Source organism: Paenibacillus marinisediminis (genome assembly GCF_054343325.1).
The window spans coordinates 668756-693110 of record NZ_JBTGUH010000002.1; the positions used below are offsets into that span (position 1 = coordinate 668756).

At 48.7% G+C, this 24355-nt stretch carries 22 protein-coding genes; 1 reads left to right on the top strand and 21 read right to left on the bottom strand.

Going from position 1 to position 24355, the window contains the following annotated elements:
• Nucleotides 1-5: 5 nt before the first annotated feature.
• The 17 genes from ACXX53_RS08820 to sucC form a co-directional block, all read right to left on the bottom strand.
• Nucleotides 6-1457 carry a flagellar hook-length control protein FliK gene (locus ACXX53_RS08820; RefSeq protein WP_458568253.1) on the bottom strand — a complete coding sequence of 484 codons (1452 nt, stop codon included), beginning with the start codon at nucleotides 1455-1457 and terminating at the stop codon, nucleotides 6-8.
• Nucleotides 1458-1513: 56 nt separating this feature from the next.
• Nucleotides 1514-2434 (bottom strand): MotE family protein, encoded by a 921-nt coding sequence (locus ACXX53_RS08825; RefSeq protein ID WP_458568254.1) that lies wholly within the window; start codon nucleotides 2432-2434, stop codon nucleotides 1514-1516.
• Between the two features lie 34 nt (nucleotides 2435-2468).
• Complete coding sequence (gene fliJ / locus ACXX53_RS08830; protein WP_458568255.1) at nucleotides 2469-2915, bottom strand: flagellar export protein FliJ; 447 nt, start codon at nucleotides 2913-2915, stop codon at nucleotides 2469-2471.
• A gap of 15 nt (nucleotides 2916-2930) precedes the next feature.
• Nucleotides 2931-4256, bottom strand: a complete 1326-nt coding sequence (gene fliI, locus ACXX53_RS08835; RefSeq protein ID WP_458568256.1) for a flagellar protein export ATPase FliI — start codon at nucleotides 4254-4256, stop codon at nucleotides 2931-2933.
• The gene (locus tag ACXX53_RS08840; RefSeq protein ID WP_458568257.1) at nucleotides 4246-5094 is read right to left on the bottom strand and encodes a FliH/SctL family protein; all 849 of its coding nucleotides are present in this window, start codon (nucleotides 5092-5094) and stop codon (nucleotides 4246-4248) included. Before ACXX53_RS08840 ends, fliI begins: the two co-directional genes overlap by 11 nt.
• The gene (gene fliG, locus ACXX53_RS08845; RefSeq protein ID WP_458568258.1) at nucleotides 5087-6100 is read right to left on the bottom strand and encodes a flagellar motor switch protein FliG; all 1014 of its coding nucleotides are present in this window, start codon (nucleotides 6098-6100) and stop codon (nucleotides 5087-5089) included. The genes ACXX53_RS08840 and fliG overlap by 8 nt, the downstream gene beginning before the upstream one ends.
• Nucleotides 6101-6106: 6 nt before the next feature.
• Entirely contained in the window at nucleotides 6107-7696 is a 1590-nt protein-coding gene (fliF, locus tag ACXX53_RS08850; protein WP_458568259.1) for a flagellar basal-body MS-ring/collar protein FliF, read from the bottom strand.
• A gap of 40 nt (nucleotides 7697-7736) precedes the next feature.
• Nucleotides 7737-8045 carry a flagellar hook-basal body complex protein FliE gene (gene fliE / locus ACXX53_RS08855; RefSeq protein ID WP_458568260.1) on the bottom strand — a complete coding sequence of 103 codons (309 nt, stop codon included), beginning with the start codon at nucleotides 8043-8045 and terminating at the stop codon, nucleotides 7737-7739.
• A gap of 57 nt (nucleotides 8046-8102) precedes the next feature.
• Complete coding sequence (gene flgC / locus ACXX53_RS08860) at nucleotides 8103-8555, bottom strand: flagellar basal body rod protein FlgC (protein WP_458568261.1); 453 nt, start codon at nucleotides 8553-8555, stop codon at nucleotides 8103-8105.
• A gap of 9 nt (nucleotides 8556-8564) precedes the next feature.
• Nucleotides 8565-8969 carry a flagellar basal body rod protein FlgB gene (flgB, locus tag ACXX53_RS08865; RefSeq protein WP_458568262.1) on the bottom strand — a complete coding sequence of 135 codons (405 nt, stop codon included), beginning with the start codon at nucleotides 8967-8969 and terminating at the stop codon, nucleotides 8565-8567.
• 380 nt (nucleotides 8970-9349) lie between these two features.
• The gene (gene hslU / locus ACXX53_RS08870; protein ID WP_458568263.1) at nucleotides 9350-10747 is read right to left on the bottom strand and encodes an ATP-dependent protease ATPase subunit HslU; all 1398 of its coding nucleotides are present in this window, start codon (nucleotides 10745-10747) and stop codon (nucleotides 9350-9352) included.
• A 27-nt stretch (nucleotides 10748-10774) separates the two neighbouring features.
• Nucleotides 10775-11317 (bottom strand): ATP-dependent protease subunit HslV, encoded by a 543-nt coding sequence (gene hslV / locus ACXX53_RS08875; RefSeq protein ID WP_458568264.1) that lies wholly within the window; start codon nucleotides 11315-11317, stop codon nucleotides 10775-10777.
• A 302-nt stretch (nucleotides 11318-11619) separates the two neighbouring features.
• On the bottom strand, nucleotides 11620-12942 hold the full coding sequence (gene trmFO, locus ACXX53_RS08880) for an FADH(2)-oxidizing methylenetetrahydrofolate--tRNA-(uracil(54)-C(5))-methyltransferase TrmFO (protein WP_458568265.1): 1323 nt from the start codon (nucleotides 12940-12942) through the stop codon (nucleotides 11620-11622).
• A gap of 115 nt (nucleotides 12943-13057) precedes the next feature.
• A complete protein-coding gene (topA, locus tag ACXX53_RS08885) occupies nucleotides 13058-15151 on the bottom strand; it encodes a type I DNA topoisomerase (RefSeq protein WP_458568266.1) in 2094 nt (697 codons plus the stop codon).
• Nucleotides 15152-15177: 26 nt separating this feature from the next.
• On the bottom strand, nucleotides 15178-16317 hold the full coding sequence (gene dprA / locus ACXX53_RS08890) for a DNA-processing protein DprA (RefSeq protein WP_458568267.1): 1140 nt from the start codon (nucleotides 16315-16317) through the stop codon (nucleotides 15178-15180).
• Nucleotides 16318-16482: 165 nt separating this feature from the next.
• Entirely contained in the window at nucleotides 16483-17421 is a 939-nt protein-coding gene (gene sucD / locus ACXX53_RS08895) for a succinate--CoA ligase subunit alpha (RefSeq protein ID WP_458568268.1), read from the bottom strand.
• A gap of 27 nt (nucleotides 17422-17448) precedes the next feature.
• Nucleotides 17449-18609, bottom strand: coding sequence for an ADP-forming succinate--CoA ligase subunit beta (gene sucC / locus ACXX53_RS08900; RefSeq protein ID WP_458568269.1), 1161 nt, complete (start codon nucleotides 18607-18609; stop codon nucleotides 17449-17451).
• A 457-nt stretch (nucleotides 18610-19066) separates the two neighbouring features.
• On the opposite strand from sucC, the gene ACXX53_RS08905 reads away from it, so the two are divergent.
• Nucleotides 19067-20629 (top strand): YifB family Mg chelatase-like AAA ATPase, encoded by a 1563-nt coding sequence (locus tag ACXX53_RS08905; protein WP_458568270.1) that lies wholly within the window; start codon nucleotides 19067-19069, stop codon nucleotides 20627-20629.
• Between the two features lie 220 nt (nucleotides 20630-20849).
• Here ACXX53_RS08905 and ACXX53_RS08910 read toward each other — a convergent pair whose 3' ends face one another.
• The 4 genes from ACXX53_RS08910 to ACXX53_RS08925 form a co-directional block, all read right to left on the bottom strand.
• Nucleotides 20850-21509, bottom strand: coding sequence for a Type 1 glutamine amidotransferase-like domain-containing protein (locus ACXX53_RS08910; protein WP_458568271.1), 660 nt, complete (start codon nucleotides 21507-21509; stop codon nucleotides 20850-20852).
• Between the two features lie 129 nt (nucleotides 21510-21638).
• Nucleotides 21639-22016, bottom strand: coding sequence for a YraN family protein (locus tag ACXX53_RS08915; protein ID WP_458568272.1), 378 nt, complete (start codon nucleotides 22014-22016; stop codon nucleotides 21639-21641).
• 37 nt (nucleotides 22017-22053) lie between these two features.
• Nucleotides 22054-22353 (bottom strand): EscU/YscU/HrcU family type III secretion system export apparatus switch protein, encoded by a 300-nt coding sequence (locus tag ACXX53_RS08920; RefSeq protein ID WP_458568273.1) that lies wholly within the window; start codon nucleotides 22351-22353, stop codon nucleotides 22054-22056.
• Nucleotides 22350-24284, bottom strand: a complete 1935-nt coding sequence (locus ACXX53_RS08925; RefSeq protein WP_458568274.1) for a DNA ligase — start codon at nucleotides 24282-24284, stop codon at nucleotides 22350-22352. The genes ACXX53_RS08920 and ACXX53_RS08925 overlap by 4 nt, the downstream gene beginning before the upstream one ends.
• Between the last annotated feature and the right edge of the window lie 71 nt (nucleotides 24285-24355).

Consider the following 24355-nt stretch of genomic DNA (forward strand, 5'->3'; position numbering starts at 1 on the left):
CTTCTCTAAACACTCGCCTGGAACGATGAACCTATCAATTGCTTTCTCAGCAATTCATCTTGAATATCGTCTAGCGTTTCAATTTCTCCGCTTGTTTCACCTTGCTGTCTATTACGCTGTGCGGAGTTTTGCCCACGGCTTCCATTGGATTGCTGATCACCTTGGAACATGGATGAGCTGAGACTAGCTGCATTCGATACCGAGCTATGCTGCGTAACTTCCAGCTTGTCCACCTGAATGCCTTGCGATTGCAAAGCGCCGCGGAGCATAAACATCTGTTGGTCCAGCAGTTCCTTAGCTATCGCACGCTCTGTCACAAATTGAGCAACCAGTTGACCATTTTGCATCGTCAAGCGTACATCGACCTGTCCCAGATTCTCTGGATACAGCGTAATCTTCGCTTCAGAAACACCATTTCGCATCGTTACGAACAGCTGTTTCATAACAAAGCCGCCCATCTCCTGAGCAAAATGACTCGCTCGAATCACTTGAACCGGCTTCGAAGACTGCATACCTTCAGAACGAATGGCAAACTGTCCTGCTGTTATCACCTCAGAGGAAGCATCAGCTTGATCGATCGCAGCACTGTCATCCGTAGAAGCAGAAGCGAATAGATTAGCACCTGTCTGATTCTGCACCTCAGCTTGCTTGCCCGCATTCGCTAAGCTCGATCCGATTGTTCGATCAGCAGCTGTACTTTGGGCCGCACGCAGCTCGGAAACCATATTCATGCTTTTTCCATTCGTTTCCTGTACAGCTTGTCCCGACTTATTCACAGCAGCCATTGTACCGCCCATATCAACATTTTGTTGATTAGCTAATGCGGATACAGACTGCATCGAACGATTGCTGGACGATTCAGTTGAGTTTGGCTGTTTTCCAGCACTGGAGAGCAGCGCTTGAAGTGACTCCAACAACTCAGCCCCTTCCAGTACAGCGGATTGATTCATGGAAGCGCCATTCATAAGCGGACGCAGAATCTCTCGCATCTGCTCCAACTGATCCCGCACTAGAATGCTCAATGTTTCCGACTGAGCAGCGAGCGCTTGAATCGCATCAGATTGTTCAGATGAGCCTTGAAGCTGTGCAGTATCTGCCGTCATCTGTGCTGTACTTGTAAACATCTGCGCTTGCTGAAGCCATTGCTGGAGCATAGCCATGAGTTCTGGATTATTCTCTAGCAGTTGCTCAGCCTGTCCCAGATCTTGTAGCAGCGAATCCAGAAGCTGCAGGAGCTGGTTCTCATCCTCATCGACCGCTTGTGGTGATACTCCTGACAAAGCAGGTAAACTAACTGTCGCACTTTGCGATTCAGATGAAGTTTCGCTTTGATTCATCAGTTGCGTCATTGCAGAGAGAAATCCGCCGCTAGAAGCTGCCTCCTTGACTTTGCTTGCAGCTCCTGCTCCTTGAACGGCAGCCATTGGAGCTGAAGTTGATGATACACTCATTGTCATTGTTTATTTTCACCTCCTTCCATTGATACGACAGGATAGACAGCTTTATATATCTCTTACTTATTCGGCAGAATCTTCGATACTAGCTTTGCGGTTGCAACTTTATCCGCTTCTGTCATTGCGCTTATCAGCTTGGAGCGAGTAGCATCATCCACGTTGTTCAATATCGCGATCGCTTTCTGCTCGCTAATCTTAGCTGTTTCCAAAATAATGTCTGCTGCGCTCTTCGCTGGCATAGAGGCGAATGTCTTGCTTAACTGTGTCGAATCAAGCTCGGTTTGAGGAGTTCCCTCCGCTTCCTGCTTATTCAAGCGAGATTGCAATGCGGCAATCTGCATATTCTCCGCAGTGGTGACATCTTTCAAGCGAATGGACACTTCCGCAGCGATCTTAGGGTTCATCTTCTCCATGATCTTTACGCGGCTTTCAGTATTCATCGAGTCGAATACAAGCACCATTTCATCTATAGTCAGATTCTCCATCACTGGTGCAGCCTTACTTGGCATCATCTTCGCGTACATGTTCGCGAGATCCTTCACTTCCTGTGCATACTCTTCTGCTGTCAAACGCTTCTGTTCATCCTTGTTCTGCAGCTCTTTTACCTGCTGAGTCAAGGTATCAACTTGTCCTTCAAGCTCTTTCTTCTTGTCAGCGAGCACCCGCAGATCATTGTCTTTGGAAGCAAGCAGTTCCTTCAAGTCTTTGATCTGCTCACTCTCAGATGGTTTCTGCTCCGCTTCCTTCGTCTCTTTCTTCTTAGCTTCAGCAGGTTTATCTGGTTCCGGAACCAGCTTATTGAGTACCGGCACCTCGTCCGCCCATACTAATACGTTGTTGCGCCATTCATCATTGACCAACATGAGCAAACCGCCCAGAAGGATAATCGTAAAAAATATTGGGGTAGCGAATAGCAATATTCGTTCAAATATAGAATATCGCTTTTCTTTTTCTTCCGTTTCTTCGTTAACCAATGCCATCCCTCCTGCTTCAGCGGAGTCTGCTAATCTAGCATTAACGGGTTGCCATATGATAACGCACCGTTGCTAATTCATCCATTTCAACTTGCTCCGCTGCAGCCAATTCCTGCTTGTATGCGACTTCCGCCTTCTCACGCGCTTTGGTCCACACTTTCTCATCGATCATCTTCAACTCTACTTCTTTTTGCTGCTGTTGGACTTTCCGTTCCGCTGTTCTGACCGATGCGATTGCTGAAGTAATCAGCTCATCCAGATGATCGAGATATTGCTGACACCACTGCAGTTCTATAACTGATGCACATCTATCAGCCATCTTTTGAAATTGAAGCGAAATATTATGCCGTTCCTTCATTAAGCTATCCAAGGATTGCTCCGCCGTCTGAAGTTGACCAATCGATTGCGCCAACACCCATTCCGACTGTCTCTTTGTGTTAGTCTTCAGATCTAACACCTTCTGAAACGAATATTGAAAGGCCCGCATCCGTTATCTCTCTCCTTAAAAATGCATTTGAAGGCGTTGCACCGTCTCATCGTATGGTGCTGCATCATCTATACGCTGCTTCGTGAAATCATTTATATCCTGAATGGCATCAATTGCTTCATCTATTGCGGGATTGGTACCGCGCTGATACGCTCCGATATTGATCAGATCTTCGGATTCCTTATACACCGCCAGCAGTCGCTTCAATTGCTCCGCCGCTTTCTGATGTTCTTCAGGAACGATATCCTTCATAACACGGCTAATGCTTGCCAGAATATCAATTGCAGGGTAATGCCCCTTATGAGCAATGCTTCGACTCAATACGATATGCCCGTCCAATATCCCGCGCACAGCGTCCGCTATTGGTTCATTCATATCATCGCCGTCTACCAACACGGTATAGAAGGCGGTTATTGAACCTTGAGGGCCGGTCCCGCTGCGCTCGAGCAGCTTCGGCAGCGCCGCAAATACGGAAGGCGTATAGCCCCTAGTTGCCGGAGGCTCTCCAATTGCAAGACCGACTTCACGCATCGCCATGGCGTACCGTGTAACCGAGTCCATCATCAGCATCACGTTCAATCCACGATCACGAAAGTATTCCGCAATCGTTGTTGCGATGACTGCACCTTTGATGCGAACCAATGCTGGCTGATCGGAGGTAGCTACTACAACTACCGAACGAGCAAGCCCTTCTGGGCCTAGATCGCGTTCGATAAACTCGAGCACTTCTCTGCCTCGTTCACCGACCAATGCGATAACGTTGACGTCAGCTGCCGTATTGCGAGCAATCATTCCGAGCAATGTACTCTTTCCGACGCCTGAACCGGCGAATATCCCTACCCGCTGACCATTGCCAATCGTTATCAATCCGTCGATTGCTTTGACCCCGACGCCAATAGGCTCTGCTACACGCGGACGTTTCAACGGGTTAGATGGGATAGCGGAGGTCGAATACTTTGCCATTCGTGTTGGCAGAAATGAACCATCCAACGGCTGTCCTAACCCATTCAACACTTTGCCTAACAGTTCAGATCCGACTTGTACGGTCAAAGGCTTACCTGTGCCAATTACATCGCACCCTGGGCCAATGTCGTTCAGCTCGCCGAGCGGCATCAGCAGCACTCGGTTATCGCGGAAACCGACAACCTCTGCCATCAAGGGCACTTGACCTTTACTCGGATATATATGGCACACTTCACCAATGCTGGCATCTGGGCCTTCAGATTCGACGGTCAGGCCGATAACCTGAGTAACCTTGCCATTAACACGAACAGGATCGATATGATGGAGATACTCCGTATACTTCTCCGCGTTCAAAGTTAACCCGCTGCTAGCTTTCATGGTCGCTCTGCTCCTCTTGCTGCATCGCGATCTGCTGCAATGCCTTCTTCAACTCTTCCAGCTGCGTGTTTATCCGCGCATCAATGCTTCCTAGAGATGAACGAATAACGCACCCATGGTCCTTCACGCTCGCATCTGGAATAATTAGCAGCTCAGCCTGTGAATCAATCGCTATGCTCAGCTCTTCACGAGCGGCATGGACGAAGTTGAAATCCTCAGGCGATACGCATAATGTGATTCTTCCGCTCTCACGCTTGCGAGAAAGCTGTTTGCGTGCCAGTTCAATGATCAGCTCGGGCTCCAGAGAGAGCTGTCGATCAATAATCTTCTCCGCGACAGCAGTGCTCACTGCCACTACGAACGGTTCAGCCTCTTGGATGATCTGCTCCTTCGCTTGATAGGCCTGCTGCAGAACAGCAGCTCCTTCGCCGATCTTCTCTTCGTAGGCGATCTGAATTTCTTGCTCAGCTTGCGAGATGCCTTCATGATAGCCTTGGTTATAAGCTTCCTGCTGCACATTCTCGCGAAGCTGTTCATCTTCTTCTCGGCGTTCATTCCACCAAGCTTCTATCTGCTGTCTTGCTTCCTCGAGCATGCGTTCCGCTTCATCAGAGGAAGCCCTCACCTGATCTTCGGCAAAGCTCTGAGCATCCAGCAGGATCGAGCGTCGCAGCTCTTCCAATTCCTTATCCTGCTCCAGCAGTCGTTCAGCAGTCATAGCAGCTTCATATTCCAGCTGCTCTTGCTCGGACAGCCTCTCGCGCTCTCTGCGGATCGCTTCTAACATTCTCATCTGTTCTACTGGCACATAGTGAGAAGACTTAATGATGTTAGACAATGACATCGTCTCCTCCGCCGCGAGCGATAATGATCTCGCCGGATTCTTCTAATCGACGAATTGTAGCAACGATCCGAGTTTGAGCCTCTTCTACATCGCGCAGGCGTACAGGCCCCATAAATTCCATTTCCTCGCGGAACGTATCCGCCATTCGCTTGGACATGTTGCGGAATATAGCAGTGCGAACATCCTCGCTAGCCACTTTAAGCGCAAGCTGCAGGTCGCTGTTGTCAATATCCCGAATAATCCGTTGAATAGAGCGGTTATCAATATTGACGATGTCTTCAAATACAAACATCCGCTTCTTAATCTCTTCTGCAAGCTCGGGATCTTGAATTTCAAGTGAATCCAATATCGTGCGTTCTGTACCTCGATCGACGCCGTTCAAGATGTTGACGATCGATTCGATACCGCCCGCGCTCGAATAATCCTGAGTCACGGTAGCTGATAGCTTCTGTTCGAGTACAGCCTCTACTTGACTGATAACCTCTGGTGATGTGCTGTCCATGAGAGCGATTCTGCGTGCCACGCTGGATTGCTTCTCGGGCGGCAGCGACGACAGAATCTGAGATGACTGCTCTGTATTGAGATAGGACAATACAAGCGCAATCGTCTGTGAACTCTCATTTTGGATAAAGTTCAAGATCTGAAGCGCGTCAGCCTTGCGAGCGAAGTCAAATGGACGAACCTGCAGCGTTGCTGTCAAACGGTTGATAATATCCACTGCCTTCGACGCGCCAAGCGCCTTCTCCAATATTTCTTTGGCGTATTGAATACCGCCTTGCGATATATATTCTTGCGCCATACATATTTGATGAAATTCGCTTAATACGGTTTCTTTCTCTGCAGCATCCACTTTTCGGACATTTGCAATCTCTAACGTCAACTGCTCAATTTCTTCATCGCGCAGATGTTTGAATATTTGTGCTGACACTTCCGGTCCTAGTGAAATGAGCAAGATTGCCGCTTTCTGCTTGCCAGTTAAACCTTGAGATGGTCTTGCCATCTATGCTCACCTCGATTCATCTGCTAACCAAGTGCGTAGAAGACTAACAAACTCTTCTGGTTTCTTCTTCGCAAGCGTCTCCAGCTGCTTGCGCACTTGATTCTCATTCGTTGCATAATCCAAATCTATAGAAGGAAGTTCTGTTCGCGTTGGTATGAACGGCATGTCTTCGTCCTCAAACTCTTCTTGCTTACGTTTGCGGCTGCGAGCTGCAGCGAATGCTACTCCACCGCCGATTAACAGTAAAGCAAGGGCTCCAGCACCATACCAAACCCAAGTAGGGATTGAAGTCTTACCCGGAGTTCCGACGTTAGTCCCATTTTGAGAAATGACAGAAACTTTTGATTCCAATTCGGCGTCTGTTATATTAGTTCCGAATGTTTTCAATTGTGCTGACACGATTGACTGTAGAACTTTCTCCAGTGCATTGACATTGTCATCAGTTAAACTTTCGGATTCAATAGCCGTATGTATCGTAAGATCTTGCAATGCATATGGACTAGCTTCAATCGTATTTTTGATTCGATTGACTTCATAGTTGACAGTACGTTGAGATTTCTCGGAATTCGTATCGCCTGAACCGGAAGCACCTGGATAATTGGTAACATCCTCTGTTCCCGTTCCAGCGACTCCGCCTTGATTAGCGCCTGAACCTGAGAAGGATTCCTGAAGCTCTTGTACGCTAATTTCGATACCTTTCATATTTTCAGTATCAACAGGCTGAACGAGGTTTTCTTCCTTGTTCACTTTATCGAAGTTAAGATTAGCGGAGACAAGCACGTTAACCTTATCGAGCTCAATTCCGGTTGCACTGGCCATAAAGCTTCTTACTTTCTCAGCTAAGTCACGCTCATAGCGGCGTTGAATTGCTAGTTGCTCTTCAACTTGGCCAGAGAGAGCTCCTGTACTGGAGCCTGCGCTGCCAGTTGCGTACAGCGGCCCTTCAGAGCTGGTTAACGTAATCTGCTCGATCGGCAGATTTGGGACTGCAGAACTAATAAGATTGAAGTATCCGTCCACTACCTGTTGGCTCGGATTAAATCCTGGTTCGAACTTGAGTATTACAGAAGCGCTTGCCTGCGGCTGTGATTCAACCGCGAACACCGTTTCTTTGGGCAGGTTGACTAACACCTGTGCGTCCTTGACGCCATCCATCTCACGGAGAAGTCTTTCAATTTCACCGTTTAAGGCGTCCTTGTATCTAACGTCGAACACATTGTCTGTCATACCGCTCATCAACCCTTCTTCTCCGAAGGAATCGAAGCCGATAGAGCCATTCTTGACAAGTCCTTGAGCGCCTACATCCACCTTCACTTTGGAAGCGTCGGAAGTCGGAACGGATATTGCGCTGCCGTCAGCACTTAGCTGATAGTCTATTCCGTTTGTGTTCAGATACTCAATTATTCCTGCTGCGTCGTTCGAATTAAGATCACGAAACGCCAGCGTATATTCGGTCTTAGATAACTGGAAAGTTACAATTCCGATGATTAATACTACAGCCGCAAGAGTAGCAATCATCATTGCTTTCTGCTTCTTGCTGTACTGATTCCAGTACTGAGTTGCTTTCTCTCTGTACTGGGCCATTTTTTCATTCACTCCTCTTCACCCCACGAAAACGATGTAAGACGTCAAGTCGTTACATTTGCATGCGCATAATTTCTTGATACGCTTCGACGACCTTGTTGCGAATAGTTACTGTTAGTTGTAAATTCAGGAGCGCACGCTGGGAGGCGATCATGAGTTGATCTACGTCCACTTCACCTCGCATGAATTGTTCGGTCATTGCATTTACTTGTTGCTCTTGAGTGTCAACTTGCTGGAGCGCATCTTGGAGATGGGAACTAAAAGCCTTTGTTACTTCGGCTGGTGTCTGACTCGGGCTTTTCACTGAAGCAGTTGTAGAAGTTTGCGTTGGTTGTGCAACCAACATCGTATTGTGTATCATGCTTGTCCCTCATTTCACTTACTTTATGACTTGTTAGCTATTATGTGGTTCAGCTTACTAACCTCTTCCGATTTCCAATGCTTTCATGATCATGGATTTCGACGCATTCAATGCAGTCACGTTCGCTTCATAAGCGCGAGTAGCTCCAACCATATCAATCATTTCTTTAGCCATGTCGACATTAGGCATGGAAACATAGCCCTGTGCATTCGCATCAGGATGCGATGGCTGATATACAAGTTTGAATTCTGAATCATCTTCTTTGATTTGAGCTACTTTTACACCTTTTGGGGATGACCCTCCATTCGTTGCCGCTTGAAGCTGTTGCTGGAAGGAAGGTTGTGCTGGAGCCATTACGACTACTTTTCTACGGTATGGAACCGCTTGGCCGTTGATTACTTGGGACCGAGTAGCTTCCGCATTGGCAATATTTGAGGATATGACATCCATTCGAAGACGTTGCGCAGTAAGGCCAGACGCGTTGATCTGAAAACTGTTGCTGATATTCATTTACTTTCGCTACCTCCTAGAATCAATCGCTGTACGCATCATATTGATGTGGTGGTTTGCTTGTTGGATGTATGTATTGTAGCGAAGCTGGTTCTCAGCTTGTTTCGCCGCTTCCACATCGATATCGACATTATTCTGGTTATTCCCCATCACTGTCGATTCGTCTTGCACGATGCGATATTCAGGAATGGACTGACTTGGACCGATATAAAAATGACGTGAATCCGTCCTAGTGCCCTTTAAAGTGCTTTCATTCATTTCATTTCGCAGCAGCGACTCAAATTCTACATCAGAACGCTTGAAATAAGGTGTTTCAACATTCGCGATGTTGTTCGTGATGACTTGATGTCGTGCTGAAGAAGCTTGAATGGCACTTTCTAATTGCTTGAAACTTGTACTGCCTAACAAGTCCACGTTTTCCCCTCACTTTCAACAGATCTTATAAAATATACTAATTCTACATAATCCTGCACATTCCTTCTTCTACTCGACAAAAAAAGCTAAAATCAACAAGAAACGAGTTGTAGTATGTGGCTTCGCCACTAAAAGATTAGCATTTTCAACATAAATCATGTACATTCAACATAATTAGACAAGATCTATGTTATATTTCAACTTAATCATCTTAGAAATTGTGAACGAAAACAATAGACAAAAAGCCCTATCTTTCAGATGAAAGAATTGGGCTTCGTGGAAATTATGAACTAATATATGAGCATATGCACATATATTCTTATATTATTATACTTTCAGTAGTGAACTGTTTACATATGAAATACCAAAAATCGTTGCTATTATAGGATGTACTGGCTTAGATCACGATCCTGTGAGATACTTGCCAACTTCTCACGCACGTACTCAGGTGTAATCTCAAATTCTGCCAAGGTTAATTCCGGCGCTTCAAAGGAAATATCTTCTAGCAGCTTTTCCATGATAGTATGCAGTCTGCGTGCACCTATATTTTCCATATTCTGATTTACGGAATACGCGATGCGAGCAATTTCCTGAATTGCGTCATCGGAGAATGACAACTCTATGCCTTCTGTTTTCAATAAATCAATATATTGTTTTGTCAGTGCATTTTTCGGTTCAGTTAGAATGGATACGAAATCCCCTACTGACAGACTGGTCAGCTCAACCCGAATCGGGAACCGTCCCTGAAGCTCCGGTATAAGATCAGAAGGCTTCGCAATATGAAATGCTCCCGCAGCCATGAACAAGATATAGTCAGTCTTGATTGGTCCATATTTGGTCATAATCGTTGAGCCTTCAACGATCGGCAGAATATCGCGCTGTACCCCTTCTCGAGACACATCTGGTCCTGAGCCTCTGCCGCTCGAAGCTACCTTATCGATCTCATCGATAAAGATAATGCCGGATTGCTCAGCTCTACGTACGGACTCTTGTATAACCTCATCCATATCAATCAGCTTGGAAGCTTCTTCTTGAGTCAAAACAACACGCGCATCCTTCACGCTTAACTTGCGGCGCTTCGTACGTTTAGGCAACAGGCTGCCAAGCATCTCCTGCATGTTCATACCCATCTGTTCATTGCCTGGTCCAGCCAGCATATCCAGCATGTTCGGAGCGGATTCCTCCACTTCAATCTCGACCATATCCTGCTCGAGATGACCAGCAGCCAGATTCATTCGAACAATGCGCCGTTTCTCTTTAATGTTGGAGTCTTCTTTAGGCTCCGGTTCTTCTGTATTAGCGTTACCCTGTCCGAATAGCATCTCAAACGGATTGCGCTGCTGTTTCTGACTTGCTGGAGCAGGGACGAGCAGTTCCACAAGACGTTCGTTAGCCAGTTCTTCCGCTTTATCCTTCACACTCTCCGTACGCTCAAGCTTAACCATGCGGATCGCGGTCTCGATCAGGTCTCTGACCATAGATTCTACATCTCGACCAACATATCCTACTTCAGTGAACTTCGTTGCTTCTACCTTTACGAAAGGAGCTTTTACCAGCTTCGCTAATCGTCTTGCTATTTCCGTCTTACCTACACCTGTTGGTCCGATCATTAGTATGTTCTTTGGAACAATTTCATCTTGAAGCGTTTCATCCAGCTTACTGCGGCGATATCGATTCCGCAGGGCGATCGCGACCGACTTCTTCGCTTGCTTCTGACCTACAATGTATTTATCTAACTCACCGACGATCTGTCGGGGTGTCCAAGCTTGCTCGCTCATTTCAAGTCCCTCCATTCACTTGTGCAGTCAGCACTCTTCAACGATGATATTGCCATTCGTGTACACGCATATCTCGCTAGCAACCTGAAGTGATGCTGATGCCATTTCCTTGGCTGTCATGTCTGTCGCATGTCGCTTCAGCGCTCTCGCAGCAGATAAGGCAAATGATCCTCCAGAACCAATTGCCAGAATATCGTCATCAGGTTCAATAATTTCTCCATTTCCTGAGATCAGCAGCATGTGTTGGGAATCCATTACAATCATGAGCGCCTCCAGCTTACGCAAGACACGATCTTGGCGCCAATCCTTAGCTAATTCGACAGCAGCGCGCTGCAGATTGCCATGATGTTCTTCCAACTTACTCTCAAACTTCTCAAATAATGTGATGGCATCAGCAACTGATCCCGCAAAGCCGGCTACGACCTGACCTCGATACAGGCGTCTCACTTTACGCGCATGCTGCTTCATGACCATGCTATTTCCGAAGGTTATCTGTCCATCACCCGCAATGGCACCCTTGCCGTTGTGTCGCACAGCGCATATGGTTGTCGCATGAAACTGCATTTCCATACTTCTAAACACCTGCCCTTGAAAAATAATTGTAAATCATCAGTTATACTTCATTTCTTATTATATTTATGTTGAATCACCAATATTGCTAACACCTATTATAAATGAAAGAACATCCAACAAGCAAAAGCGCTCCGAATCGTCCCCATTTCACTATGCAGGATACCTTATATCTGCAACCAGTTCACAAACTCTTCACACTGCAGTGTATAACAAAACGACAGTATGAGGCTGGTACCTCATCTGTCGTCTTCAGAATGGATTAATCCAGAGAAGGCATCATGATGGCATCTCCTATTAACCTATTGTTCTGTTGTTAGCTGTTCAGCAAAGCTCCTCAACGTATCGATCGCACGATTCGCAAGCTGATCGTTCTTCTCACGCTTGTTGCGAATTCGCTGCTCGAGCGCAGGCAATAGACCAAAGTTGGCATTCATCGGTTGAAAATGCTTAGGATCCGCAGTGGTAATATAGTTAGCCATACTGCCGAGTGTACACTCGTGCGGGAACGTAATGCAAGGCTTCAATAGTGCAAGACGCGCCGCATTAAAGCCTGCGATAAGTCCGGAAGCTGCAGATTCGACATAGCCCTCTACACCTGTCATTTGTCCAGCAAAGAACAAGTTGTCCCGCTCTTGCATCTGATAAGTCGGCTTAAGAAGCTTAGGTGAATTGATAAACGTGTTGCGGTGCATGACACCATAACGGACGAATTCCGCATTCTCAAGGCCTGGAATCATCTGAAATACGCGTTTCTGCTCTCCCCACTTCAGATGTGTTTGGAAACCAACAATGTTGTACAACGTTCCGGCGGCATTATCTTGGCGAAGCTGAATAACTGCATAAGGAGTCCTGCCCGTACGCGGATCCGGCAAGCCTACAGGCTTCATCGGGCCAAACAATGCGGTCTGCTTGCCCCGCTTCATCATAACTTCGATCGGCATACAGCCTTCAAAGTAGATCTCCTTCTCGAATTCCTTCAACGCCGCAACTTCAGCAGTCGTTATCGCCTCATAGAAAGCGTTGAATTCTTCTTCTGTCATCGGGCAGTTAAGATAGGCTGCCTCTCCCTTATCATATCGGGAAGCAAGATACACCTTCTCCATGTCGATGCTGTCTTTATCGACGATCGGAGCGGCTGCATCATAAAAGTAGAAGTATTCCTCTCCCATCAATGCCTTAATTTCGTTAGACAACGAAGGAGATGTTAGCGGCCCGGTTGCAATAACTGTAATGCCGTCAGTTGGAATCGACTCCATTTCTTCATTGCGCACTTCGACCAATGGATGCTGCTTAAGCTTCTCTGTGATCTCTGCCGAGAAACCGTCGCGATCCACGGCAAGTGCCCCACCAGCAGGCACTGCGTGCTTGTCAGCAGCATACATGATTAATGAATCCAGCATGCGCATCTCTTCCTTCATCACGCCCACCGCATTGGCAAGGCCGTTAGCACGCAAGCTGTTGCTGCATACGAGCTCTGCAAATTGATCCGTATGGTGCGCGGGTGTCTGACGTACCGGTCGCATTTCATATAAAGTTACCGGCACACCTTGACGGGCAATCTGCCATGCGGCTTCACTGCCAGCTAATCCAGCGCCGATAACGGTCACTCTCTGCTTATCCATTGTTGTTTCCTCCTATACTGCTAACCCAGTGTATTTCAGTTATTCTTTCCATATCCTCTGCGTACAAACTGTATTCAAGCAAGTAAAGACGACCTTCACAGGTCGTCTTTATAAGCTATTCTTCGTCGTCAGCTTCTTGCAACGTCTCCGAATGTTCGCACTGCGTACATTGCTGCTTAATCCCTTGCTTCGAGCGCTTCTCGACCATCAAGCTGCTGCAGGATGGACACGGAGTTGCTGAAGGCTTATCCCACATGACAAAGTCGCAAGTCGGATACTGATCACAGCCGTAAAATACACGGCCTTTCTTACTGCGTCGTTCCACAAGCTTGCCTTCTTTGCACTTTGGACAACAAACGCCAGTATCTTTAACGATTGGCCGCGTATTGCGGCAATCCGGGAATCCGGAGCAGGCTAGGAACTTGCCGAAGCGTCCCATCTTATATACAAGGTGCTTGCCGCATTTCTCACAGATCTCATCGGACACTTCGTCTTCGATTTCGATTTCCTTCATTTCTTCTTCCGCAACTACCAACCGCTTCTCAAATGATTCGTAGAAGTTAGCTAGTACCTTATCCCAGTCCTGCTGACCTTCTTCAACATGGTCCAGATCCTCTTCCATGTGAGCTGTGAATTCAGCATCCAGAATCTCTGGGAAGAACTCTTCCATCAGTTGATTGACCAATTCCCCAAGCTCCGTAGGCACAAACTTCTTCTCTTCAATCGCAACATAGCCGCGTTTCTGAATCGTTTCCAGCGTAGGCGCGTAAGTGCTCGGACGGCCAATTCCGAGCTCCTCCAGTGTCTTTACAAGACGGGCTTCCGTATAACGCGGTGGAGGCTGTGTAAAATGCTGCTTTGGCTCTATTGCTTGCTTCTTCAGCTTATCTCCGACAGACATCGGAGGCAGAAGCTTATCCGTTTCTACGGTTCCATCATCATTGCCTTCCACATATACCTTCATGAATCCAGGGAAGCGTACCTTGGAGCCTGTAGCTCTGAAACCAGCTTCGCCAGCACCAATATCGATCGTCATCGTATCCATAACGGCTGAAGTCATCTGACTGGATACAAATCGTTCCCAGATCAGCTTATACAGACGCAGTTGGTCGCGAGACAGGAATGGCTTCATCGCTTCTGGATCTCTCAGAATTGACGTCGGGCGAACCGCCTCATGCGCATCCTGAGCGTTAGCGGACTTCTTCACATATTGACGTGGAGTTTCCGGCATATACTCTTTACCGTATTTGTCTATGATATAGCCGCCTGCTTCTTCCTGCGCAGTTGGCGATATGCGTGTTGAATCGGTACGCATATAGGTGATAAGACCGACTGTTCCTTCTTTACCAAGCTCAACGCCTTCATACAGCTGTTGAGCGACAGACATCGTCTTCGACGCTCGGAAGTTCAGCTTGCGCGCTGCTTCCTGCTGCAGTGAACTCGTCGTAAATGGCGGCGAAGGGTGGCGTAACCGTTCTTTTTCCTTTACCTCTTTTACGATAAATGGATTCTCTCCGATTGCCTTCAGAATCACCTTCACATCATCTTCTGATGAGAGCTCTTTCTTCTCACCTTTCAGCTGATGGAACTTCGCTTCAAGCATAGACTTTCCGCTTTCTAGAATTGCCGTAACCGTCCAGTACTCTTCTGGAATAAATGCGTCGATCTCATTCTCCCTGTCGATTATGAGCTTGACAGATACCGATTGAACACGACCGGCTGACAAGCCTTTCTTCACTTTCTTCCAGAGAAGAGGGCTGATCTTGTAGCCTACCAAACGGTCAAGGATACGTCTCGCTTGCTGTGCATGCACGAGATCCATATTAATCGGACGCGGGGTCTTAAACGCATCCTTCACCGCTTGCTTCGTAATTTCATTGAAGACGACGCGGCATGCATCTGTTTCCTTTAGGTCCAGTACATGTGCAAGATGCCATGCAATGGCTTCCCCTTCGCGATCGGGGTCAGCTGCGAGATAAACTTTTTTGACTTTCTTGCTTGCATCCTTTAGTTCCTTAATTACCGAACCTTTTCCTCGAATCGTAATGTACTTCGGATTAAAGTTATTATCCACCTCAACCCCAGTCTGACTCTTAGGTAGGTCGCGCACATGACCCATCGATGCTTTAACAATATATTTGCTGCCTAAATACTTGCCAATTGTCTTGGCTTTGGCAGGTGATTCCACGATAACTAGTGAATCTGCCATAGGCACATCCTCCTCTCCAACAACTCTTATGTCCATATCGAACCATAAACGCCACCTGCGTGTTCATGGATTCTCTTTTTTAATTGTAAGGATAACAAAATAGAATGCAATTGTGCAAATGGAAGAGCTGTGCTGAATAACAATTCATCAAATGTCGCTCGTTGTCCTTCTAAACGATCCATTACAAGCATTTCTTGCTCAGATAATTCACCCTCTGCAGCACTGCTTCTATATAACGTGACCGTTCCATTATTATCTGCCGATGGGAGAATTGTCAACTGACATGATATTTCTTCTATTATATCTTGTACTGTCGCAACCGGCTTGGAACCTTCTTTCAGCAGCTTAAATGTACCGTCGGATTTCGGAGAAGTGATCGGTCCAGGCACCGCTAGCACGTCACGGGACATATTTAATGCAATATCCGCAGTCAGCATAGCCCCACTGTTCAACGGAGCCTCTACTACGACCGTAGCCAACGTCAATCCAGCAATAATACGATTGCGTCTAGGGAACAAGCCTGCTCGCGGCATCGTGCCAATCGGATATTCCGTGATCAGCAACCCGCTCGCTGCTATTCGATGCGCCAAGTCTATATGCTCTGGCGGGTAGAGCGATGTAATCGCGCTGCCTAATACAGCAATGGTAGCACCTGTGGATAATGCCCCCTCATGGGATGCAGCGTCAATTCCTCTCGCCAAACCGCTTACGACAGTAATTCCCATTGCCGCGAGGTCAGCAGCGAGACGGAAAGCAACCTTCTTCCCGTATACTGTAGCATGCCGAGTCCCAACCATTGCAACTGCTTGTTTAGCGCGATGATCCAATACGGACCAGTCTCCAATGCCATACAATACCCAAGGCGGCTCAGAGGTCTCTTTAAGCAGAGGTGGATAACTTTCATCTAATATCGTAATCCAATTTATGCCTGCTTTATACGTCTGATCCATCTTCATATGTATATGCTCGTTCGTTAATCCCTTAGAAAGTATAGCCGCTGCCGAAGGTCTAAATCCCAAATCAAGCCAATCATCGACACTGCGGCCAACCCAGCCCGGCAACTCTTCCCAGCCAATCAACTCTTCAATAGCACGGATCGACTTCCATCCAATCCCTTGTAATTCATGCAAACCGAATAGCACATCACGACTGCTCCATAATTTCATTACAGTACACTCCTTCATATTATAATGAAGGAAAGCGTTTAACCGCTTTCCTTATTGTGCTTGAGAGAGCTCAATATTGCAAGAGCTTTCACGATCTTTCGATTGGAGAACAAAAAAAAGCAACCTTATTAGCGCTTCGCGCCATAAGGTTGCTTACCTTAGACATTATGCATGTTGATGAGTAATACACTTTTCGAGAAGTCCTCGCTCTTCCAGCACTTTAACAAGTGTAGAGCCCATCTCGGAAGGAGTTGGCGCCACTTGAATGCCGCATTCCTCGAGCTTTGCTTTCTTCTCAGCTGCAGTTCCTTTGCCTCCTGAGATGATTGCACCGGCATGGCCCATACGCTTTCCAGGAGGAGCTGTAGCACCGCCGATGAAGCCTACTACGGGCTTCTTCATGTTGGCTTTTACCCACTCAGCAGCCTCTTCTTCCGCAGTTCCGCCGATCTCACCAATCATGATGACCGCATATGTATCTGGATCATCGTTGAAACGGCTTAATACGTCGATGAACTCCATACCTTTTACAGGGTCTCCGCCGATACCGACAGCCGTCGATTGACCAATTCCGCGAGAAGTTAATTGATGAACCGCTTCGTACGTCAACGTTCCGCTTCGAGACACGACACCCACGTGTCCAGGAGTATGAATATATCCCGGCATGATACCGATCTTGCACTCTCCTGGTGTGATTACGCCAGGGCAGTTAGGACCTATAAGTACGGTACGCTTGCCTTCCATATAGCGCTTAACTTTCACCATATCCAATACAGGGATACCTTCTGTAATACAGATAACAAGATCCAGATCAGCGTCTACAGCTTCCATAATGGAATCCGCAGCGAACGCTGGCGGCACATAAATAACACTAGCTGTCGCGCCTGTCTCACGCTTCGCTTCTGCTACTGTATCATAAACAGGCAGCGTTACGACAGTACCGTTCTCCAAATTGAATTCTACATCGGTACCGCCTTTGCCAGGTGTTACACCCGCAACCATCTGCGTTCCATATTCAAGTCCGCCGAGGGTATGAAACATACCTGTTTTGCCTGTCATATTTTGAGTAATGACCTTTGTATTCTTATCGATTAAAATACTCATCGCGCTACCATCCTTTCTTCCGCCAGATTATTGAACCAATGCGACAATCTTCTGCGCGCCATCCGCCATGGAATCGGCTGCCACGATGTTCAGGCCGGATTCGTTCAGGATGCGCTTGCCAAGAGCAACGTTCGTGCCTTCCAACCGAACGACCAGCGGTCGGTCAAGCTCAATCTGCTTGGCTGCTTCAACGACACCGTCAGCGATGACGTCACAGCGCATAATACCGCCAAAGATGTTTACGAATATCCCTTTGACGTTCGGATCGGATAGTATGATCTTGAAGGCTTCCGTAACCTTCTCTTTCGTCGCGCCGCCGCCAACATCAAGGAAGTTAGCCGGTTCGCCGCCATAGTATTTAATAATATCCATCGTAGCCATCGCCAAGCCGGCACCATTTACCATACAGCCGATGCTGCCATCCAACGCGATATAGCTCAAGTCAAATTTCGAAGCTTCAATTTCTTTCTCATCTTCTTCGTCCAGATCGCGAAGCTCTAGAATATCAGCATGACGATAGAGAGCGTTGGAGTCGAAGTTCAGCTTCGCATCAAGCGCCATCACCTGACCATCGCCCGTTACGACAAGCGGATTGATCTCAGCAATAGAACAATCTTTGTCAACGAAGGCTTGATAGAGTGCCATCATAAATTTAACTGCCTTGTTTACCAACTCCGCAGGGATATGAATTGCATAAGCTAGCTTGCGAGCTTGGAACGCTTGCAGACCGATTGCAGGATCTACTACTTCTTTAATAATCTTCTCTGGTGAATGAGCAGCGACTTCTTCAATTTCCATGCCGCCTTCTTCGGATGCCATCATAACGACGCGGCCAGTAGCGCGGTCTACGACAACGCCTACATAGTACTCTTTCTTGATGTCACAGCCTTGCTCGATCAAGAGACGCTTCACTTCTTTGCCTTCAGGACCTGTCTGATGCGTGACCAGTACCTTGCCGAGCAGTTCTTGTGCATAAGCACGCACTTCGTCAATGCTCTTCGCAATCTTTACGCCGCCCGCTTTACCGCGGCCGCCCGCATGAATTTGCGCCTTCACAACGACTACCTTGGATCCCAATTCCTGCGCAGCAGCAACAGCTTCTTCAGCTGTAAATGCCACCTTGCCATTAGGCACAACTACGCCATATTGTTTCAATACCTGCTTGCCTTGATATTCGTGGATATTCATTGTGCATCCCCCTATCCGATTCAATGCTTGTAAGGCTCAATTGACGTGATGTTAGGTGTAATCGATGATGAGCTTCCCACGTCTCATACCAAAAGAGAATTTGCGTCGCGCACACAGAAAGTAAACGCTTCCGCTTTCATTCGTGAATGTACTTCACTGTTGACAGTTTTAGCTGTTCACAATTTCAAATTTAAACTAGTTCGATCACATTGTACCATGTTTCATATGTGCTGGGCTCCCCTAATTTGACAAGAATGTACATTTATTTGATATAGATATCATCTCTATATGAGAATGATTTCCATTAAAGGCATTGACGCCGCAGCATATAATTCCATATAATACTATTATAGTGATTTTTTCGGGATAAGGAAGCACCTTTCCTATGAATCTCCGCAAACTGACACAATTTCAGGAAGCTGTTGCGGAATATGAATAGGGAGAGGTGTTTTTTGTTATGTACGGAGTGATCAAAAGTGCCGCTGTCATTGGTGTTGAAGGTAAAATGATAGCTATAGAGATCGACATTTCTCGCGGTTTGCCTCAAGTCCATCTGGTAGGGCTGCCAGATGCGGCAGTTCGCGAGTCGATAGATCGGGTAAGAAGCGCGGTTCGCAACAATGGCTGGATATTCCCGCTTGAACGGATCACGATCAATCTCGCTCCCGCTGATGTGAAGAAGGCGGGGTCGACCTTTGATCTGGGCGTAGCGGTGGCGCTGCTCGTCACCAGCGGACAGCTGCGGCCCGAACCATTCGAAGACATGCTCATCATTGGCGAGCTAGCTCTGGACGGTACAACACGCCCTATTCACGGCGTGCTTGCGTTGATCGATGAGGCCAAGCGGCACGGAATTCGTAGGGCGCTGGTGCCCGCGGCTAACGTGGACGAAGCCTCGTTAGTCAACGATGTTGATATATATCCCCTGACGAGACTTGATGAGCTCAGAAGCTGGGATACATCGATGCCCGTTCGATTCGAGCGAGGATCGATGTACAGCTCCGAATTCGCAAACGCGCACGAACATGCCCAAGAAGGACGTGAGGATTACGCCGACGTTCGCGGGCAATGGCATGTCAAGCGCGCGCTGATCGTTACAGCGGCAGGGATGCATAATGTTCTGTTGTCCGGCCCTCCTGGTACCGGCAAGACCATGCTCATTCGCCGTTTGCCGACGATAATGCCGCCGCTGACAGATGATGAAGCGCTGGAGGTTTCGAAGCTGTACAGCGTATCTGGAAAATGGACGCAGCCAAGCTCTGGGCTGATGCGCGAGCGACCTTTCCGCTCGCCGCATCATTCTATTTCATCCGCCGGCTTGATCGGCGGAGGCCCCATACCGAAGCCTGGCGAAGTCAGCCTGGCGCATCGCGGCGTGCTGTTCCTCGACGAGCTGCCCGAGTTCCCGCGCCAAGCGCTGGAGGTGCTTCGCCAGCCGCTGGAGGAGCATAGCGTGACGATCGGCAGAGCCCGTGCGGTATACCGTTTCCCAGCGCACTTCATGCTGGCTTGTTCGTTAAATCCGTGCCCCTGTGGTTATGACGGGTTCAATCAGCAGACCTGTACCTGTACGCCCGCACGCCTCAATCAATATCGCAGCAAGCTGTCAGGACCATTGCTGGATCGCATCGATGTTCAAGTAACCGTGCCTAGGGCACCGCTGCAGGACTGGCATAAACAGACGCTCTCTTCATCCGAGATGAGGCAAGCCGTGATGGAAGCGCATGAACGTCAGCATATTCGCTATCGCAATCTTCCCATTCGCTTCAACAGTGAGCTGAGAGGTAGATGGCTGCATCGCTTCTGTCAGATGACAGATGAAGCATCCGCCATGCTGAACGATGTCTATGAGAAGCTCGGTCTAAGCCTTCGCGCTCATGATCGCATCCTGAAGCTGGCCCGTACAATCGCCGACCTCGAAGGCAGTGAACGCATCACGACCGAGCATACGGTAGAAGCGATCCGCTATCGCAGTTTGGATTGGGGCAAGCGCGAAGCGCAAACTGTGAACCGACGGTGATTCTACAACGATTCTTGGAAGGGCTCGATTAATAAAAGTATAGAGGGCGAGTAAATTTTCGGAGACGAATCAATGATACATTGATCAATAGAGATCTAATATACGGGACAGAATAAAAATATAGCGGTGTTTATCCTGACGAACAGGGTATACACCGCTTTTATTTGCCTCAGCTTCCTCAAATCTCGCACAATACGTTAGCTTAAGCAACCATAACTGTTTAATTTATTTTCGATAATCTATCATTCTCTATACTGAATACGCCATTGCCGTCCGTATCTTTAAGCTGTCCATTAACAAAATAAGCACAAGTATTCTCATCGATTCCATAATTGGTATGGTCGCTGAATCGGCTAGCTGCTTGTCTCAAATGTCCTTCCTCTTCCCACTCTGAAAAGTGTACAGCAATGACTACATCGTTAATCAGACCTATTCCTTTTCGATGCTGAAATTCATGCTGTTCATTATCCTTAGGAGAAATGACACATGTAGCCGGGCTGATTAACGCACCTGCGGAAAATCCTGCGACTGGAATGCCTGCCTCATACTTTTGCTTAATTGAGTCGGAAATAGCCGTTTCTACAATGTAATCTGCATACAGATTCGTATTCCCGCCCCCAATCATAATTCCCGAGCAGTTGTTTATGCACTCCACAGCCTGTTCAACTGAAGTTGAAGGTAGCGGCAGTAATCGAAACTCCTCTACTCCACAATCGATTAATGCCTGAGTGTATCTAGGAATATACTGCTCCCAGCCTTCTTTTCCCACTATTAAGATAGCTACTGGAGCTTTCGGATCTGACAGCAACTCAGTAAAACGTTTGGCCGAATGTGCAGGAAACGGAGGTCCCCCCCCAATTAAGAACAGATGCTTATCCATCGAATCACCCTTCTATTCTCGAAATGTAATCAGATAATTCCCTTTGCTCAGCGGTTTGCTGTACGAAGTAAATGCGATGATGGTGATATTCTTACTGTTCCGATCTAAGTTGCACTCCAATTATCTCGATTAAAAGGCAGCTCGAAAATGTTCCACCACTGGCGCTCTGCCATCGGAATGAAAGGTGACTGCAACCGCATCGCAGCGCAATCTAGCATCATATAATCCATTTAAAGTCGCATACCTCTCAGCCAGTTGACGAACACGCTGCTGCTTTCTGGAATGAATGGCTTCTTTGGCTGTACCATAACGAGTAGACTCCAGTCTGCTTCGGACCTCGACGAATACCCACTCGTCGCCATCTCGCATGATCACATCGATCTCTCCTCCGCGACAGCGCCAATTCCTCGCAACCAGTGTCAAGCCGATACCAAGAAGATGCAGCACGGCCAATTGTTCCGCTTCTCTCCCTCTTGTCACTTTCTCCTTGCCAGTAGATTTGATCATAGAGTGTGCAGACCTATGCATTCCACTATCCTTGTGATCATTCATAATCATACCAGCCCGCTGCCGCACGTTGATCCGACCTATATATAAAGGTGAGTACCTCTGCAACTAGTTCATACAGCTCACCGGGGATTTGCTGATCAATGTCGAGCTTAGACAATACTTCAACGAGTGAAGCGTCCTCTTGGATGGGCACACCATGATCCTTTGCCTTTTCTACGATCTGTTCCGCGAGAAGTCCCTGTCCTTTAGCGACAATGACTGGAGCATCAGTCTCTCCCGGTTTATAGGAGAGGGCTACTGCTTTGGCGCGTTTATTGGAGTTGTTGTTCTTCATATGCGAAGATCTACCCCCTTGTAGCTCTCGGACGTGTAATCTTTCATAATGCGCTCCGCTTGTTCGAAGCATTCTTCCTTCTTCGGCAGATCAAGCAGGCGGTAAGCTGACATCTGATATCCGATTCGTTCCAGCCCCGCTTCAATCTCACCGCGGAATAGACGCAATTTATCTTGAATGTCCTCATCGGGATGATGAATATTGAGAGCAACCAGCTTCTCAACGACATTCACATCAACGAGCGTCCGACCTAGAGACTTCAGCTCGAGATCAAACCACAGCCTGCAGTTGCCGGCGTCGAGCTCGCCTTTGCGTCCTTGTCGCGCTTGCACATGCACTGCAGCCGTCTGCTGCCCGTCAGGCGTTACAAAGGGCACAAACAATGTGACATGTGCAAACGGCTGCGATCGATCGCTTGCCAGCAGGAGCTGTTGCCCCGTTATCTGCTGCACGATCGATTGAGCGGACTCGCGTATTGCCGGAGGCAAGCTATCGCTCTGGAGGAGCTGAAGCAGCGCGCTCTTCAGCGACTCCTGCGCAAGCGCGCCCCCTTGCGGCGCAGCTTGCGCTTGTTGTGCCTGGGACGTGTTAATGGAACCGTCCCAGGCAAGCCGCGCGGTCGCTGCCGCTTGCGCTGGCGGCGCCGCGGCGCTGCCCTGCAGCAGCGCGCGCTGCACGCCGTGCTCGTGCGATACGCCGAGCAGCGTCAGCAGGCGGCCGATCATGCCGCCTGCATGCGTCGCTGGCGCGCTCGGCGCAGGCGCACCTGCGTCATGCGCGCTCGCTGCCTGCTGCGGCTGCACACTCGCTGCTCCGCCGCTTACCGGCGGCGCCTGCGCACCAGCGCTCGGCTGAGCAGGCGCCGCATTGGCCGCGCCGCCAGCAGCGCCTGCTCCCGCGCTTGGCGCGCTGCCTTGCCCCGCACTCGCCGCGCCCGCAGCAGCTCCGCTTCCACCCGCTGCGCCGCCCTGTGCGTGCGCATTAGCCGTGCCTCCGTCTGGCATAGCCTGCCCGCCCGGCGACAACACACTTGCCCCAGCACCTCCGGCAGCTCCAGCTCCCGTGCTTGGCACACTGCCTTGCCCCGCATTCGCCGCGCCCGCAGCTGCTCCGCTTCCACCCGCTGCGCCGCCCTGTGCCTGCGCATTAGCCGTGCTACCGCCTGGCATAGCCTGCCCGCCCTGCGACAGCCCACCTGCCCCAGCACCTGCACTCGCCGTGCCCGTACCGGCTCCGCTTCCTTCCGCAGTGCCGCCTGCGGATGGCATAAGCGCGAGCAGCGTGCGCACCAGTGCCTGCGATTCCTTCAGCACGCCACTCCACGCTGTGTTCGCTATGCTTCCGCCTTGCAGTGTATCGCCTGCCTTCAGGAACGCTGTCAGCAGCTCATTCAACGGCTTGCCGAACATCGCTTGCTGCAGGCCGCTTATACCAGCTGCTGTTAACGGCAGCTGACGCTTCACAGCAACCGCAACCGCCTGCATCCATTGTTCCAATGACACTCCCGGCGGCTTCTGCTGCATCGCTTTACCTAGACGCTCCATGGTGTCGCGCGTTAACGGAATCCCATTCTTCTGCAGCTCTAATACAAGCGTTCGCGCCCATGGCTCATCCGGCAAGCCTGCCTGCTTCAATGCATCAGCTAGAGTTGGCAGCGGCTGCGCATTAGGTCCATCCGACGGCTTCAACATAATCATGCCGTCTTCCTGTTGCCCTTCAACTACCATCCAAGTCGCTTGCCCTTGCTGCAATGGTGTTTCTAATACGGCATGCACTGCGACACCGTTGATTTGAACGACTGCTTCTTTACCATTTTCCGACACACTTTGCACGATTCCGCGTACCTGCTGCCCGGTCTTTAATTCCAGCACGCGTGTTTCACCGGGCTTCGCATCCCCCATCATGCCGCGTACCATGCTTGTAATATTCATGTTCGTCCCCCGATTCCACAACAAGTCTAACTTCTTTATCGGCAGAAACTGGGATCAACTAAATACATAGA

Coding starts and splice junctions, on each gene's coding strand:
- ACXX53_RS08820 (WP_458568253.1), bottom strand. CDS start 1,457: ATGACAATGAGTGTATCATCAACTTCAGCTCCAATGGCTGCCGTTCAA.
- ACXX53_RS08825 (WP_458568254.1), bottom strand. CDS start 2,434: ATGGCATTGGTTAACGAAGAAACGGAAGAAAAAGAAAAGCGATATTCT.
- fliJ (WP_458568255.1), bottom strand. CDS start 2,915: ATGCGGGCCTTTCAATATTCGTTTCAGAAGGTGTTAGATCTGAAGACT.
- fliI (WP_458568256.1), bottom strand. CDS start 4,256: ATGAAAGCTAGCAGCGGGTTAACTTTGAACGCGGAGAAGTATACGGAG.
- fliG (WP_458568258.1), bottom strand. CDS start 6,100: ATGGCAAGACCATCTCAAGGTTTAACTGGCAAGCAGAAAGCGGCAATC.
- fliE (WP_458568260.1), bottom strand. CDS start 8,045: ATGATACACAATACGATGTTGGTTGCACAACCAACGCAAACTTCTACA.
- flgC (WP_458568261.1), bottom strand. CDS start 8,555: ATGAATATCAGCAACAGTTTTCAGATCAACGCGTCTGGCCTTACTGCG.
- hslU (WP_458568263.1), bottom strand. CDS start 10,747: ATGAGCGAGCAAGCTTGGACACCCCGACAGATCGTCGGTGAGTTAGAT.
- hslV (WP_458568264.1), bottom strand. CDS start 11,317: ATGGAAATGCAGTTTCATGCGACAACCATATGCGCTGTGCGACACAAC.
- trmFO (WP_458568265.1), bottom strand. CDS start 12,942: ATGGATAAGCAGAGAGTGACCGTTATCGGCGCTGGATTAGCTGGCAGT.
- topA (WP_458568266.1), bottom strand. CDS start 15,151: ATGGCAGATTCACTAGTTATCGTGGAATCACCTGCCAAAGCCAAGACA.
- dprA (WP_458568267.1), bottom strand. CDS start 16,317: ATGAAATTATGGAGCAGTCGTGATGTGCTATTCGGTTTGCATGAATTA.
- sucD (WP_458568268.1), bottom strand. CDS start 17,421: ATGAGTATTTTAATCGATAAGAATACAAAGGTCATTACTCAAAATATG.
- sucC (WP_458568269.1), bottom strand. CDS start 18,609: ATGAATATCCACGAATATCAAGGCAAGCAGGTATTGAAACAATATGGC.
- ACXX53_RS08905 (WP_458568270.1), top strand. CDS start 19,067: ATGTACGGAGTGATCAAAAGTGCCGCTGTCATTGGTGTTGAAGGTAAA.
- ACXX53_RS08910 (WP_458568271.1), bottom strand. CDS start 21,509: ATGGATAAGCATCTGTTCTTAATTGGGGGGGGACCTCCGTTTCCTGCA.
- ACXX53_RS08915 (WP_458568272.1), bottom strand. CDS start 22,016: ATGATCAAATCTACTGGCAAGGAGAAAGTGACAAGAGGGAGAGAAGCG.
- ACXX53_RS08920 (WP_458568273.1), bottom strand. CDS start 22,353: ATGAAGAACAACAACTCCAATAAACGCGCCAAAGCAGTAGCCCTCTCC.
- ACXX53_RS08925 (WP_458568274.1), bottom strand. CDS start 24,284: ATGAATATTACAAGCATGGTACGCGGCATGATGGGGGATGCGAAGCCC.